General features: G+C 60.9%; 13 protein-coding genes. 9 read left to right on the plus strand and 4 right to left on the minus strand.

Annotation, left to right across the window (positions count from 1 at the left end; translation table 11 throughout):
• Position 1 precedes the first annotated feature (1 nt).
• Positions 2 to 691: a zinc ribbon domain-containing protein gene (locus ABIB60_RS07515; RefSeq protein WP_354578869.1), complete on the minus strand. Its 690-nt coding sequence runs from the start codon at positions 689 to 691 to the stop codon at positions 2 to 4.
• 141 nt (positions 692 to 832) lie between these two features.
• Between ABIB60_RS07515 and ABIB60_RS07520 the strand changes: the two genes are divergently transcribed.
• The gene (locus ABIB60_RS07520) at positions 833 to 2,101 is read left to right on the plus strand and encodes a TCR/Tet family MFS transporter (RefSeq protein ID WP_354578871.1); all 1,269 of its coding nucleotides are present in this window, start codon (positions 833 to 835) and stop codon (positions 2,099 to 2,101) included.
• A 332-nt stretch (positions 2,102 to 2,433) separates the two neighbouring features.
• Here the strand turns inward: ABIB60_RS07520 and ABIB60_RS07525 are convergent, their stop codons facing one another.
• Positions 2,434 to 2,877: a hypothetical protein gene (locus ABIB60_RS07525; protein WP_354578873.1), complete on the minus strand. Its 444-nt coding sequence runs from the start codon at positions 2,875 to 2,877 to the stop codon at positions 2,434 to 2,436.
• A 146-nt stretch (positions 2,878 to 3,023) separates the two neighbouring features.
• Here ABIB60_RS07525 and ABIB60_RS07530 point away from each other — a divergent pair, with 146 nt between their 5' ends.
• The gene (locus ABIB60_RS07530; protein WP_354578874.1) at positions 3,024 to 6,041 is read left to right on the plus strand and encodes a PD-(D/E)XK nuclease family protein; all 3,018 of its coding nucleotides are present in this window, start codon (positions 3,024 to 3,026) and stop codon (positions 6,039 to 6,041) included.
• Between the two features lie 143 nt (positions 6,042 to 6,184).
• Here ABIB60_RS07530 and ABIB60_RS07535 read toward each other — a convergent pair whose 3' ends face one another.
• Positions 6,185 to 6,715 carry a hypothetical protein gene (locus ABIB60_RS07535; protein ID WP_354578875.1) on the minus strand — a complete coding sequence of 177 codons (531 nt, stop codon included), beginning with the start codon at positions 6,713 to 6,715 and terminating at the stop codon, positions 6,185 to 6,187.
• A gap of 63 nt (positions 6,716 to 6,778) precedes the next feature.
• Between ABIB60_RS07535 and ABIB60_RS07540 the strand changes: the two genes are divergently transcribed.
• From ABIB60_RS07540 to ABIB60_RS07570, 7 genes are all read left to right on the plus strand, one after another.
• Positions 6,779 to 7,213: a nucleoside deaminase gene (locus ABIB60_RS07540; RefSeq protein WP_354578877.1), complete on the plus strand. Its 435-nt coding sequence runs from the start codon at positions 6,779 to 6,781 to the stop codon at positions 7,211 to 7,213.
• 197 nt (positions 7,214 to 7,410) lie between these two features.
• Positions 7,411 to 7,701, plus strand: a complete 291-nt coding sequence (locus tag ABIB60_RS07545; RefSeq protein WP_354578879.1) for a hypothetical protein — start codon at positions 7,411 to 7,413, stop codon at positions 7,699 to 7,701.
• Positions 7,674 to 8,072, plus strand: coding sequence for a hypothetical protein (locus ABIB60_RS07550; protein ID WP_354578880.1), 399 nt, complete (start codon positions 7,674 to 7,676; stop codon positions 8,070 to 8,072). The genes ABIB60_RS07545 and ABIB60_RS07550 overlap by 28 nt, the downstream gene beginning before the upstream one ends.
• A gap of 135 nt (positions 8,073 to 8,207) precedes the next feature.
• Positions 8,208 to 9,032 (plus strand): mechanosensitive ion channel family protein, encoded by an 825-nt coding sequence (locus tag ABIB60_RS07555; RefSeq protein WP_354578881.1) that lies wholly within the window; start codon positions 8,208 to 8,210, stop codon positions 9,030 to 9,032.
• A gap of 136 nt (positions 9,033 to 9,168) precedes the next feature.
• The gene (locus ABIB60_RS07560) at positions 9,169 to 10,950 is read left to right on the plus strand and encodes a chloride channel protein (protein WP_354578883.1); all 1,782 of its coding nucleotides are present in this window, start codon (positions 9,169 to 9,171) and stop codon (positions 10,948 to 10,950) included.
• A 150-nt stretch (positions 10,951 to 11,100) separates the two neighbouring features.
• The gene (rnhA, locus tag ABIB60_RS07565) at positions 11,101 to 11,568 is read left to right on the plus strand and encodes a ribonuclease HI (RefSeq protein WP_315996445.1); all 468 of its coding nucleotides are present in this window, start codon (positions 11,101 to 11,103) and stop codon (positions 11,566 to 11,568) included.
• Between the two features lie 11 nt (positions 11,569 to 11,579).
• Complete coding sequence (locus tag ABIB60_RS07570; RefSeq protein ID WP_354578884.1) at positions 11,580 to 12,302, plus strand: tRNA1(Val) (adenine(37)-N6)-methyltransferase; 723 nt, start codon at positions 11,580 to 11,582, stop codon at positions 12,300 to 12,302.
• A 16-nt stretch (positions 12,303 to 12,318) separates the two neighbouring features.
• On the opposite strand, the gene ABIB60_RS07575 is transcribed toward ABIB60_RS07570, so the two are convergent.
• On the minus strand, positions 12,319 to 13,023 hold the full coding sequence (locus ABIB60_RS07575; RefSeq protein ID WP_354578886.1) for an ATP-binding cassette domain-containing protein: 705 nt from the start codon (positions 13,021 to 13,023) through the stop codon (positions 12,319 to 12,321).
• Positions 13,024 to 13,173 lie beyond the last annotated feature (150 nt).

Genomic DNA, 13,173 nt, shown 5'->3' on the forward strand with positions numbered 1-13,173 from the left:
GCTACTCTGAGAGGATAAGCGGCCGGAACATGCCTTGCCCCTGCACCAGAAAATGCCACATCTTGCGCGGGTAGCGGCCTTTTTCGGAGCCAGGGGGAACGGAGTCGCGCAGGGCCGCCGTGACGCTGGCGGCCGTTGGTTTACTGCGCAGCATGCTGGTTACCTTGTAGAACACCGTGTCGTTGGTGAGGCGGGTGACTTCCATGAGCGCATACGCCGAGCCAGCGGCCGTACTTTTCATCTTGTAGCGGGCTCCGGGCGTAACGTCGGCATCGTTGGCATCATTATCCTGGGTAGCCAGGCTAGCCGCAGTAGCGGGGTTCTCAGGGGCAGCCGCGCGCTTTTTTCCGGGAGCCAGTTGGGTTAGCACGAATACCAGCACGATACCCGCTCCCAACAGCAGCAGCAGGGCATAGTTGGTGAGGGGTGTGGAAGCCTGCTGCTGTACCGTTTGCACGGGCAGTCGGTAGGTTTCGGGCAGCGGCTCCTTGGAGGTGAGTGTCTGTTTGCAGTGCTCACACACGGTAACGCTGACTTTGCCGATGGGGAAAACCGGAATCCAGAACACACTGAAATAGCGCGAGAAAACCGTCACGCTGAGCTTGCCCTGAACGCCGCAGTAGGTGCAGGCAACCGTTGGAAGCGGGAAAGTTAGGAGCCGGGACGTGCCGGTGCCGAAAAGGAAAATCATAGGCTTCGATAAGGAGGATAAAGGAAACTACTTCCGGGTATTGCAGGCATGAAAAAACGAAATATTTCCGAAACGGCGGGGCCCATTTGGCGGGTGCGGAACCCAAAACCGTAGCTTTACACCTCGCATTGATGTTCCGCTATGGGTGCTTCCTCTCCTCCCCGCAAAGCCGCGCTGGGCTTTATTTTCTTCACGCTGCTGCTAGACGTGACGGGTATCGGCATCATTATACCGGTGATTCCCACCCTTATCCGCCACCTCACGGGCGGCACCGTGAGCGACGCAGCTCGGGTGGGCGGCTGGTTGGTGTTTGCCTTTGCCGTGATGCAGTTCCTGTTTTCGCCGGTGATGGGCAACCTCTCCGACCGGTACGGGCGGCGGCCGGTGCTGCTGCTGTCGTTACTGGGCTTCACCCTGGATTACGTGCTGCTGGCCTTTGCCCCCACCATTGGGTGGCTGTTTGTGGGCCGACTGATTGCGGGCGTGATGGGGGCCAGCTTCACCACGGCCTCGGCCTACATTGCCGACATTAGCACCCCCGAAACCCGGGCCCAGAACTTCGGTATGATTGGCGCCGCCTTCGGACTGGGCTTCATTATTGGGCCACTGCTGGGCAGCCAGCTGGTAGGGTTTGGGCCGAAAGTTCCCTTTCTGGCGGCGGCGGGCCTGACGCTGCTAAATTTGCTGTACGGGTTCTTCGTTCTGCCGGAGTCGTTGCCCGAGGAGCGGCGGCGGGCCTTTGAGTGGAAGCGGGCCAACCCCATCGGCTCCCTGAAGCTGCTGCAGCGCTACCCCGTAATTACGGGGCTGGTGTCGTCACTGCTGTGCATCTACATTGCCGCCCACGCCACCCAAAGCAACTGGACTTACTACGTGCTCGAGAAGTTTCACTGGAGCAATGATGAGGTAGGCTATTCCCTGGCGGCCATCGGGCTGCTGGTAGCCATTGTGCAGGGCGTGCTCATCCGGCGCATCAACCCGGCGCTGGGGGCCAAACGCTCGGTATTTGTGGGCATGGCGCTGTACGCGCTGGGTTTCCTGCTGTTTGCCTTTGCCACTAAGGGCTGGATGATGTACGTATTTCTGCTGCCTTACTGCCTGGCCGGTATTTCGGGCCCCGCGTTGCAGGGCATTATATCGGGGCAGGTGCCGGCCAACCAGCAGGGCGAGTTGCAGGGCGCCCTCACCAGCCTGATGAGCCTTACCTCCATTGTGGGCCCGCCTTTGATGACCAACCTGTTCTCCTACTTCACCGGCCCCAAAGCACCCGTGTACTTTCCCGGCGCGCCCTTCCTGCTTGGCACCGTGCTGATTTTGGTAAGCCTGCTGCTGGCCATTCGCTCCTTATCCAGCTACGTGGAGCCCGCTACCACCGGCGCGCCGGCCGAAACGGCGGTGTTGGGGCATTAGACTCGGCTGCCCGGTCCGGCGGGCGCAGCCCGTCGGGCCGGTTTACGCAAGCTGACACCCGAACGACGTCCGCCCGACGACGCCACAACGGGTGTTACCTTCAACCGGCCCGACGGCTTCCAGCCGGCCGCCCGGTCCGGTCCGGCGGGCGCAGCCCGTCAGGCCGGTTGTCGTTAGCTGACGCCCGAACGATGACGTAACAACCTCAGCAGCCTTCAACCGGCCCGACGGCTTCCAGCCGCCGGACCGGGGCTGTTCTTTACCCACCGTTTATGTGAACTGTTGCCGTAGTGCTCCGTGTCGAAATACGCGTTTGGTATCACCATACCCGCTCACTGACCGGCTTTCCAATGCGCGCGGCAGTTGACGAAAAAATCCCTCACCTGCTCATGCTCCCCGCCCACATACACCCGGAACTGGGTGCTGTCTTTACGTGTGACCAGCAAGTACGGAATCACAAAATCGCCGGGCGGGTTATAGTCCATGGTGAGCCGCGCAATGTCCTGGTAGGTAGCCGACGTTGTTTCCAGGTCGCGCTCGGAGCGCCAGTAGTGGCCGATGCGCTTACTCGTGTAGTAATTACCAGCCCCTTCGACCCCGCCGTTATTCGAGTAGAATTGGTAAATCTGCTCGTCGGCGCTCAAGTGGGCCAGCGCTTTGATTCGGGCGGTTTCACTGGGGGAAAGCTCGTCACCTTGGTATATTTTCGCGCAACTGCTCAGCCCAACGGCCACAACGGCCCCTATCAAGAGCCTGTTTAGAAATGAGCGAGGCATAAAGAAAAGTTAAGGAGACCGTTGGCTGCTGAGCTGCCAACATGCGGCCAATAGAGGCCACAAGGTAGTAAGCCCAACGGAGGGTAAATAATAGGCTCCTTAAACTGAATTGCCGCGTTTAGGCCACCACCTTATCTTTACACGCTATGCTACCCGTCCCTACTACTGCCAACCCGCTTTCCCCCGTTCTACCCCAACCCGATGCCACGCCTTTCCTGCGGCGCATGGCCCGGGAATTGGTGGCCCGGTATGGGGCGTCGGATGAGCTGTCGGAGGTGGTGGTGGTGGTGCCCACGCGGCGGGCGGTAGTGTATTTGCAGAACGAGCTGAGCCTGGCCGCCGAGGCCGGGCAGGCCCTGTGGAGCCCGCGCATTGCGGCCATGGAAGACTACATGGTGGAGCTGGCGGGCGTACAGGTGGAGGAACCCATTGCCCTGCAACTGCTGCTGTTCGAAATCATGCGGGGCATTGACGCCCGCCTGGAGTTCGACCAGTTTGTGGGCTGGTCGGCACTGCTCTTGCAGGACTTTTCCAGCCTCGACCAGAACCTGGCCTCGCCCCGCAAGGTGTTTGAGTACCTGAGTCAGGCCAAAGCGCTGGAGCGCTGGGATTTGGGCGCTGAATTTTCGCCCCAGAGCACCACCACAGCTTATTTTCGCTTCTGGGACGACCTGGAGAAAGTGTATTACCGCCTGCAAAAGCGCATGCGCCAAGACCGCCTGGCCTACCCCGGCCTCGCCTACCGCCTGGCCCAGCGCCGGGTGCGGGAGCGGCTGGAAGCCGGCGAGACTCTGCCCCAGCACGTGTTTATCGGGTTAGGATTCCTTTCAAAAGCGGAGGAGCGCCTAATCCGGCGGCTGCGCAAGGCCGGCCGGGCGGAGGTGTACTTCGATGGGGACGCGTTTTACCTGGAAAAAGGCTCACCCAACCGCGCCGGCCAGCACCTACGGCAGTACCAGGACCGGCTGGATCTGCCCTGGGACAACTTCGGGGGCCCGGCCGAGCTACTGCGCCAGCTGCCCCGCACGGTGCGGCTGGTGGGCATGGCCAACTCCTCCATGCAGGGCAAAATGGCGGGGCAGCTGCTGGCCGAGGCCCGCCGCCATAACCCTACCGGCACCGTGGCCGTGGTACTCCCCGATGAAACCCTGCTGCTGCCCGTGCTCCATGGCCTGCCGCCCCGGGAGGTGCCCGAGTACAACGTGACGATGGGCCTCAATTTCCAGAGTACGCCCCTGTTCAACCTGGTAGATCTGCTGTTTGAGGTACACCTCACGGGCGTGCGGGAAGGCTCCCAGGAAACCGGCTACGGCGTGCCCCGCTACCACCACCTGGCCGTGAGCAAGCTGCTGCAGCACCCCTTTTTGCGCCGCTACCAGCAGTGGCTGGACAAGCAGCCCGATACGGAGCACCCCGGCCTGCTCGACCAAGTGTGCCGCACCATCATCAAGCGCCACGCGGTGCTGCTCACGGCCGAGGAGCTGGTGGCCATTGGCCAGGAGCACCCGCTGCTGACGGCGCTGTTTGCCACCTGGAACAACTGCGACGATATTATCCGGGCCTGCTACACCGTTATTGAGCTGCTCAAAAAGGCGTACCAGGACCAGCATTCGGCTATTGAGGCGGAGTACCTCTACCTGTTTTTCACGCTGGTGAAGCGGCTGGAATCGGTGTTCGACTGCCGGGAGCAGCGGCTGTCGGTGCGCTCCTTCCGGCGGTTTCTCTACGAGCAGATGAAGAATACCCGCCTGCCCTTCAGCGGGGAGCCCATTGCTGAGGTGCAGGTGATGGGCCTGCTGGAAACCCGGGCCCTGGATTTTGACCACGTCATCATTCTGAGCTGCAACGAGAACGTGCTGCCAGCCCCTAAGCGCCACAGCTCCCTGTTCCCCTACGACGTGCTCACCACCTTCGGCCTGCCCACCTACGCCGACCACGAAGCCGCCACCGCCCACCAGTTCTGGCGGCTGCTGCAGCGCGCCCGGCAGGTAGATTTGCTGCACATTCTGCCCGGGGCGGAGGGCGTGCGCACCGGGGAGCGGAGCCGCTTTCTGCTGCAGATTGAAAATGACCTGGCCCTGCAGAACCCGGCCCTAACGCTACTGGATTTGACGGTCGTTTCAGCTGATAGCTCGGTGGTAGGGGAAGCCAGTGGCCAGCAGTCCGTTGCTAACAGCCAGAAAGAAGCCACTGACCTAGTGCTGGAGAAAGACACCGGCATGCTGCTGGCGCTCCGGGGCTTGCTAGACCGGGGCCTCTCGCCTACGGCCCTCAACCAATACCTGGGCTGCTCCCTGCAGTTCTACTTTCAGCGGGTGGCGCGGTTCCGGGAAAACGAGGAAGTGGAGGAAGCTCTGGGCCCTGATGGCTTCGGGACGGTGGTGCACGAGGCGCTGGAGGAGCTATTTATGCCGTTTTCCCAGCACAAAACGCCCCAGGCCCCGCCGCTTACCGCCGCCGATATTCCGGGCCTGCTCAAGCTGGCCCCTATTATGGTGGCCAAAGCCCTGCGCAAGGAAGAAGCCGGCCGCCACGCCCGCGCCGATGAAGGCCTGAACCACGTGCTGGGCCAGGTGGCTGGGCAGCTGGTGCGCCGCTACCTGGAAAGCCTGCTGGAACAGCCCGGGGCGCTGCCGTTGACCATCCAGAGCCAGGAAGAAGAGCTGCACGCCACCGTATTTGTGCCCTTGCCCGAAACCGGCGAGAAGCTGCCAGTGCGCCTGCTGGGCAAGGCCGACCGGGTGGACCAGCTGCCGGATGGCCGTTTGCGGGTGGTAGACTACAAGACTGGCATGGTGGAAAAGGCGCACTTGCAGCTGCTGAAGCGCGGGGAATCGGCGGCGGAGGCCGTAGAGCGCCTGCTGACTGATGCCACCTCTGCCGCCGATAAAGTGCGGCAGCTCTGGCTCTACCGCTTCCTGCTGGCCCAACAGGGCCGCCCTGCCGCCGATGCCGCCATTATTTCCCTGCGCAACCTGGGGGCTGGGGCCATGTCGGCGGATATGGGCTTTCTGACGGCCGATGGGCAGGATTTTGTGCAGTACAGCGAGGAGCTACTGGGCCAGTTGGTGCGCCGCATGCTGGACCCAGAGGAGCCCATCCGCAAAACCGACGACCTGGACAAGTGCCAGTACTGCCCCTACCGCGGCATCTGCGCCCGGTAAAGGGCTATCTTACCGGCCCCGGTCCGGCGGGCGCAGCCCGTCGGACCGGTTGAAGCAAGCTGACACCCGCCCGATGACGTAACAACCTCAGCAACCTTCAACCGGCCCGACGGCTTGCAGCCGCCGGACCGGACCACGGGCGGTCAACCAGGTTTTGGGTAGCGGCGGTGCCATTCCAGCCAGAATGCTTCGTACCCGGCTGCATCTTCAGGGTCAGCGGGTAGCTGTTTGGGCCTACTGCTCTGGTAGAAAGCATACACCTCATCCGCGAATCGTACTACGGCCCGTTGGTACTCCTCCGTAGATAATAAGGCCGTTTCGCCCGAAGAAGCTGTTAGCTGTACCCCGGCTGTTATATGTTCTACTGACCAGTCAACGCCATTCGGGCAACCCAGAATCAGCACGTCATCGGACGTGACGTCGGGCCACAGGTTAAAGCCACAACAAGGCAACAGTTGGTCCCCAACAGGGGTGGTCGGCGTGTGGTTTTGGGTGAGGGTGCGTAATAAAAACAAGGCTGCCGCGCTTACCGTCCACTTGTCGTTCTGCTCGTCTGATAAAAGTGTTTCCCCGATGCGGGCCAGCACGTGCCCATGTGCGCAACGGTCCTCTTCCTCAGGCAGATTTTCCATCCAGCCGATGGTCAGTAACTTTAATTCAAACTGATTTTTCATAAGTAGTCTCTCATCCACCATAGCAAAGATACCTTTGCTACTCACTCTTATTCCCTCCCTCTTATGGACGAATTCATGCAGGCCGCCATTGATGAAGCACGGCAAGGGCGCCAGGAAGGCGGTATCCCGATTGGCTCGGTGCTGGTGCGCGACGGCAAGCTGGTGGCCCGGGGCCGCAACAAGCGCGTGCAGGAGGACAACCCCATCAAGCACGGCGAAATGGACTGCCTCTTCAACGCCGGCCGCCAGCGTAGCTACCGCGACACGGTACTCTACACTACCCTGATGCCCTGCTACATGTGCGCCGGCACCATCGTGCAGTTCAAAATTCCGAAGGTGATGGTGGGCGAGTCGCGCACGTTTGGTGAGTCAAGGGCCTTCCTGGAAAGCCACGGCGTGGAAGTAGTGGACCTGAACCTGGACGAATGCGTGCAGATGATGGAAGAATTTATTGCAGCCGAGCCCACGCTCTGGAACGAGGATATTATGGAACTGTAAGCCAGATGTGAAGTTGTAAAGGGCGAAATTGTGAAGCGGCCAGCCGGCATTCAGCCGTTACCTTGAGCTTGCGACAAATCTTATTCGTGCTGCTACGAGTTGTTTTGCGAGGAATATGGTCCTTCGCAAGTTCAGGATAACAGGCGCTCTGTTGGTCCTCCTCCCTTCTCAACTTCACCTTTCACCACTTCACCACTTTGGAAGCCACGAAGAAATGTCCGGCCTGCGGCTACTGGAGCACCTGGCAGCAGGTGCCCACCGACCGGTGCGAGCGGTGCGGGCAGCTGCTGGACCCGCAGCGCCTGCGCAGTGAGCAGGAACGGGAGCGGCTGGCCCAGGAGCCAGTTTCCCCCATCATGCTCATCGAAATCAAGCCCGATGACAAGCCGCTTATTCGGTTTCTAAAGCACATTATTCGGGGTGGGCAGCTGGCATTTGGTGCACTCATGGCCTTTATTTTATGGCTGATAACCTTGTTGGCCGGTTGAGGCTGCCCGCCGAGCTGCGCCACCCCTTATTCTGGATTTGCGCGCTGCTCTACCTCTTTTCCTGCGTAAACCGCTACTGGGCCAACTGGCATCTGCCAGCCTCCATCAACTCGCACCTGGGCGACCTGCTCAACCTACCCCTGGAGTTGACGCTGGTGCTCTGGGTGATGCGGCGGTTCTACTTCCGCCAGCCCTCATTTGTGCTGCCGGTATCCTGGATAGTAGCTACTTGGCTAGTGGATGCACTGTGGTTTGAACTGCTGATGCCCTACTTCAAGCCGAGCATGACCGCCGACTGGCTGGACGTGGTGGCCTACGCCCTTGGGGGCCTGGTATTCTGGCGCTGGATGAACCGCCCCGCCCGGACCTGATGCGCCCGAGCCAACCCGCCGCCGCTATTTTCGCGTATAGCTACCTACCCTGGCCCCGCTGGCACATGCCCGCGGGGCTTTGCTTTGGCCGGTTTGCCGGGTAGCTGGCCGCTTTTCCGCCCTATTCCTACGCCTATGATTCAGGACTTGCACCGCGTACTTGCTACTTACTGGCAGCAGTTTCTTTATATACTTCCCAAGTTGCTGGTAGCGCTGGTGCTGCTGGTGGTGGCGGTTTTCGTGGCCAACCGCGTCAGTGCCCTGCTGGGCGGGCGCCTGCGCCGCCGCTCCGCCGACCCTTTGCTGGCCGATTTTCTGGCTAGCATTGGCAAGTGGGTGCTGGTGGGCCTGGGGCTGATGCTGGCGCTCAATATCTTGGGGTTTTCGGGCATTGTGGGCAGCTTGGTGGGGGCGGCGGGCGTATCGGCCTTCATTGTGGGCTTTGCCTTCAAGGATATTGCCGAGAATTTCCTGGCCGGCGTCATTCTGGCTTTCAACCGGCCCTTTCACATCAACGACACCGTGGAAATTAAGGGTTTAATTGGGCATGTGGAGGCTTTGAACCTACGCATTACGCTTATTCGCACCTTCGATGGCAAGCATATCTACCTGCCTAACTCTTTGGTGCTCAAGGAACCCCTCATCAACTACACCCGCGACGGTAACCTGCGCCAGGATTTTCAGGTGAGCGTGGACCTGGGCGAAAATGCCACGCCCGATGTGGCTACTGGCGTTATCCTCAACTACCTGCGCACCGTGGCCGAGGTGCAGCAAACCCCGCGGGCGCCTTACGTGAACCTGGAAAAAGCCACCGCCACCACCGCCGACCTGCGCGTGTATTTCTGGGCCGATTCGGAGGACTACCGCCGGGGCGTACTGCAGCTCAAAAGCCACCTGATGCAGGAAGTGAAGCAGGAGCTGCTCGGAGCCGGCCTGGGCGTACCCGCGCTGGCGGGGTAAGTTGTTGATTGCTGGTTGTCAGTTGCTGGTTGTCAGACCTACACTGACAACCAGCAACCAGTAGCCAGCAATTCAACGAAGTTTTCGTTAGGTTAGCAGCTTCACCCGTTGGCTGCCACCCACCCCTTGCGCGCCTATGCCCCAGAATACCATTCACCGGCTGCTTCGTCCGTTGCTTGTATGGCGTGCGCGCCACCTCAGCGACCGGGTGTACCTGATTCTGGTGAGCTGCTTGGTGGGGCTGCTGGCGGGGCTGGCGGCGGTAGTGCTCAAAACCCTAGTGCACGACTCGCAGAAGGCATTGAACGCCTGGGTACCCGACCAGTACCGGGTATTTACCAGCTCGTTCTACCCTATCATCGGTATTGCCCTTACGGTACTGTTTACCCGGTATTTTCTGGATGGGAACCTGGGGCGGGGCATTGGGCCCATCATCTATAACATTGCCCGCCAGAGTAGCACCGTCCCGCGCAGCAAGCTGTACTCCCAGCTAGTATCGTCGTTTCTGACGGTTACGTTTGGCGGGTCGGCGGGCTTGGAGGCACCTATTTCCGTAACGGGCTCCGCCATCGGCTCCAACACGGCCCGTATCCTGCGCATTGGCCGCCGTGAGCGGCGCCTGCTCACGGGCTGCGGGGCGGCGGCGGGCGTAGCGGCCATTTTCAACTCCCCTATTGCGGGGGTACTGTTTGCCGTAGAAGTCATTTTATCGGAGCTGTCGGCGGCGTACTTCGTGCCGTTGCTCATTGCCTCGGCCACGGCCACGGTGGTTTCCAAGGCCCTGTACGCCGGGCAGCCCTTCGTGCTCATTACCACCTCCTGGCCCGTGGATGCAGTGCCCTTGTACCTGATGCTGGCCGTGTTTACAGCCATGCTCTCGGTGTACATGATCCGGGTGTACTTCTGGGCCGATGCGTATTTCGAGCAGTTGCCGGGCACTTTTCGCAAGGTGTTACTGGGCGGTTTGGCTTTGGGGGGGCTGGTGTTCCTGTTTCCACCGCTGTACGGGGAAGGCTACAACATTGTGCAGCTGCTGCTGGGCGGCCATGCCAACCAATTGGTAGACGGCTCTTTATTTGATGTGTTTCACGATGAAAGCATTTGGCTGGTACTGCTGGTGGCGGCGGGCAGTATGCTGCTGAAGGTGGTGGCCACCACTATTACCATTGGCTCGGGCGGCAACGGGGGCATGTTTGGCTCCTCATTGTTTGCGGGCGCGCTGTGCGGCTTCGTTTTCGCCCGTCTGATTAACATGAGCGGGCTGTACCCTATTTCGGAGGTGCATTTTGTGGTGCTGGGCATGGCGGGCACCCTAGCCGGTGTGGTGCATGCCCCGCTTACCGGCATCTTCCTTATTGCCGAAATAACCGGCGGCTACGCCCTGTTTGTGCCCCTAATGGTGGTTACCTCCGGCTCCTACCTTATCACCCGCTACTTTGAGCCCTACTCGGTGTACACCCGCAAGCTGGTGCAAAAGGGCGTGTACGTAAACCAGGACCGGGACCGGGGCCTGCTGGCCCAACTGGATGTGCGCAGCCTGCTCCAAACGGATTTCGTGCCAGTACAACCCGATGATACGCTGGGCGAGTTGGTGACGGTGTTCCGCCACGCTTCCCGCAACCTGTTTCCGGTGGTCGATAGTGGGGGTCACCTGCACGGGGTAGTGAGTCTGGATACGGTGCGGGATGCCCTCTTCGATGATGAGCACTACAACACCACCCGCGTGCGGGACCTGATGACCGACCCGCCCGCTATTGTGCGCCCCGATGACACCCTGCTGGACACGCTGCGCTGCATGGAGCAGCTGGGTGCCTGGGCCCTCCCCGTTCTGGATTTACAGGACCACTACCTCGGCTTCTTGCTGAAATCCACCATTCTGGCCAACTACCGCCGCCAGCTGATCAAGGAAAGCGAGTAAGATTACTCATCATCTAGAGCGGAGCTAAGAACGACCAAACGGCAAGTTCATGCGTGGTAAGGTTCTTCGCTTCGCTCTACGTGACCATCCAAAAGCTCACTCACCACTTCGTACCTTGCGGCTGCATTTTTTGGCTTTACCGCTTTCCGCTTGATTTACTTGTATACCGACGGCTCCTCCCGGGGCAACCCAGGCCCTGGCGGCTACGGCGCTATTCTGCGCTTTGGCCAGCACGAAAAAGAGCTGACCCAGGGCTTCCGCCTCACCACCAATAACCGCATGGAGCTGCTGGCCGTGATAGTAGGCCTGGAAGCCATCAACCGCCCCGAGCTGCCCATTACCGTGGTTACTGACTCCAAATACGTGGTGGACTCGGTGGAGAAAAAATGGGTGTTCGGCTGGCTCACCAAGCCCGATTTCGGCAAGAAAGCCAATGAGGACCTGTGGCGGCGCTTTGTGAAAGTGTACAAGCAGCGCACGGTGCAGTTCCGCTGGGTACGCGGCCACAACGGCCACCCCGAAAACGAGCGGTGCGACCAGCTAGCCGTGCGCAGCGCCACGCAGGGGCCCTTGCTGACGGACGAAGGCTACGAGCTGATAGAGGCCCGGCGCGGCTAACCTACCCGGCCGTGGCTAACTCGTATTTTCAGTTCAAGCAGTTTCGGGTGGAGCAGGCTGCCTGCGCCATGAAGGTGTGCACCGATGCCTGCGTGCTGGGTGCTGTGGCCCCCGTTGCGACGGCGCATCGCCTCTTGGATATTGGCACGGGCACCGGCCTACTGGCCCTTATGGCGGCGCAGCGCAACCCTACGGCCCAGGTTGAGGCGGTGGAGCTGGATGCAGCGGCGGCCCAACAGGCGGCGGCCAATTTTGCTGCCTCGCCCTGGGCCAGCCGGCTGCACCTGCACGCTCTGCCGCTGGCCCGCTTCGCCACCGGGCAGCCCGCCCCCTTCGACCATATTCTGTGCAATCCGCCATTTTTCCGCAACTCCCTCCGCTCCCCCAGCCCCCAGCGCACCACCGCCCGCCACACCGCCGAGGATACCCTCACATTTACCGAGCTGGCGAACTTTGCCGCCCGCTTCCTCACCGCCGCCGGCCAGCTCACGGTGCTGCTGCCCCCACCCGAAATGCGGGAGTTTGAGCAGAAAGCCGCCGCCGCGGGCCTTTTCCCCCTGACCCGGAACGTTCTGCACCACCGGCCCGGCAGTAAAGCCCTGCGCCACATCACCACCTTCGGCCGGCAACAAGGCGCCGTAACGCAGCAGGAACTACCGCTGCACGAAGCCGATTCGGAAGCGTACTCGAGTTGGTTTCGGGAGGTGATGGGGCCGTTTTACTTGGCTCTTTAGGCTGTGGCCCTGCGCCTCATACCGGCTGAGGTAGCAGCCCGGCCAGGGCCGCCAGCTTTTGCTGGTGCAGGGAATCCAGTAAGTCACTGGATAATTGCGCAAACTCAGCGGCCGGATACTGGCGAAGCACCTGTCCGTCGGCCAGCACCGTTATGTCGTCGCAGAGTTCGGTGAGGGAGCCCAGCAGGTGGGAGGTCAGCAGAATACCCACGCCTTGCTCCCGCAGGCGGCGCAGCAGGGCCAGCAGCAGCAGGTTGGTGCTCAAATCGAGGCCGTTGAAGGGCTCATCCAGGATGAGGTAGCGGAAATTCTGCACTAATAGAGCCAGCAGAGCCAGCTTTTTCTTCATGCCGGCGGAATAATCCTCCGCGTAGCGGTTTAGCGGCAGCTCCAGCACCTCGCTCCACCCGCCCAAATCGGGTACGGAGCGGTGGCGGGCCTGCAGACAGAACTCAATATACTCCCGGCCCGTGATGCGCGGGTAGAAATAGGGCTCGTAGGGCAGCAGGCCGGCCAGCTCCCGGATGGGCCGCCCGGATGTTTCCCGGATGCTGCCCGCATCGGGCGGGTGCAGGCCGTAGAGGCAGTGCAGCAAGGTAGTCTTTCCGGCCCCGTTGGCCCCCACCAGCCCATGCAGCGTGCCCGGCTGAATGGTCAGATCAACGTGGCGCAGTACCGGCTGCCCGGCAAAAGCTTTACTCAGATTGCGAATTTCAAGCATAGAAATCGGATAAGACAGGTATTAGAGGTCCGTGGCTCAGGCCGTATCTGCCCTGTAGCTAAGAGCGTGTTTGGGAATTCATGAAAACGCCTTTTCCGTCATGCTGAGCCTGTCGAAGCATCTCTACCGCTTCGTTGAAAAAGCCCTACA

Source organism: Hymenobacter sp. UYP22 (assembly GCF_040547285.1).
In the GTDB taxonomy this organism is placed as follows: domain Bacteria; phylum Bacteroidota; class Bacteroidia; order Cytophagales; family Hymenobacteraceae; genus Hymenobacter.

Excerpts from the sequence above, each read along its gene's own strand:
- ABIB60_RS07555 (WP_354578881.1), top strand. The coding sequence starts at position 8,208 with ATGATTCAGGACTTGCACCGCGTACTTGCTACTTACTGGCAGCAGTTT.
- ABIB60_RS07520 (WP_354578871.1), top strand. The coding sequence starts at position 833 with ATGGGTGCTTCCTCTCCTCCCCGCAAAGCCGCGCTGGGCTTTATTTTC.
- ABIB60_RS07525 (WP_354578873.1), bottom strand. The coding sequence starts at position 2,877 with ATGCCTCGCTCATTTCTAAACAGGCTCTTGATAGGGGCCGTTGTGGCC.
- ABIB60_RS07550 (WP_354578880.1), top strand. The coding sequence starts at position 7,674 with ATGGCTGATAACCTTGTTGGCCGGTTGAGGCTGCCCGCCGAGCTGCGC.
- ABIB60_RS07530 (WP_354578874.1), top strand. The coding sequence starts at position 3,024 with ATGCTACCCGTCCCTACTACTGCCAACCCGCTTTCCCCCGTTCTACCC.
- ABIB60_RS07575 (WP_354578886.1), bottom strand. The coding sequence starts at position 13,023 with ATGCTTGAAATTCGCAATCTGAGTAAAGCTTTTGCCGGGCAGCCGGTA.
- ABIB60_RS07540 (WP_354578877.1), top strand. The coding sequence starts at position 6,779 with ATGGACGAATTCATGCAGGCCGCCATTGATGAAGCACGGCAAGGGCGC.
- ABIB60_RS07535 (WP_354578875.1), bottom strand. The coding sequence starts at position 6,715 with ATGAAAAATCAGTTTGAATTAAAGTTACTGACCATCGGCTGGATGGAA.
- ABIB60_RS07560 (WP_354578883.1), top strand. The coding sequence starts at position 9,169 with ATGCCCCAGAATACCATTCACCGGCTGCTTCGTCCGTTGCTTGTATGG.
- ABIB60_RS07515 (WP_354578869.1), bottom strand. The coding sequence starts at position 691 with ATGATTTTCCTTTTCGGCACCGGCACGTCCCGGCTCCTAACTTTCCCG.